The organism is Streptomyces sp. M2CJ-2 (assembly GCF_016757295.1).
In the GTDB taxonomy this organism is placed as follows: Bacteria; Actinomycetota; Actinomycetes; order Streptomycetales; family Streptomycetaceae; genus Streptomyces.
This window is the reverse complement of sequence record NZ_JAESIF010000302.1, coordinates 1-415: the sequence shown is the minus strand read 5'-3', so window position 1 is coordinate 415 and position 415 is coordinate 1. Positions and strand designations below refer to the sequence as shown.

Below are 415 nucleotides of genomic sequence, written 5' to 3'. Positions count from 1 at the left end.
GCATCGAGTCACCATCCCGCCGCCCGGCATCATCACGCACCGCAACCGTCACGTTGCCGAGAAGACCTCATTGGGTTCAGAGCGGGAGGAGCGAGTTCACGAGGTCGTCGAGCAGGCCCTTGATGTGACTCCTCGACTCGGCGCTCTGGAAATCGCCGAGAGGCTGGATCTGCTTGATCTTGTCGACATCGAAGTTCGCGTCACCAGCCACGTTCCCGGAATGCTACGAAACGCTGGTTGCCCCTTCGAGGGATGGTTCGAGGAGCGGGGGCTGCTCGTACCCCCGGAGCTGACGGACGATGACTGGCAGCGGGTTGAAGCGTGTTTTCCGGTCCCCAAGTAGTAGGGCTTGGTTATCTTGGGTGAATAGCGGTGTGTCGTCTCTCGGAGGTGAGGGCCATGACACCGCAGGAGC

The 415-nt window shown here is 61.2% G+C and carries 1 protein-coding gene; it reads left to right on the top strand.

Annotated features, from left to right (window positions below; genetic code table 11):
- Positions 1-343 (top strand): hypothetical protein (locus JL475_RS41080; RefSeq protein ID WP_237409615.1); only part of this gene is annotated, 343 nt, incomplete at its 5' end.
- Between the last annotated feature and the right edge of the window lie 72 nt (positions 344-415).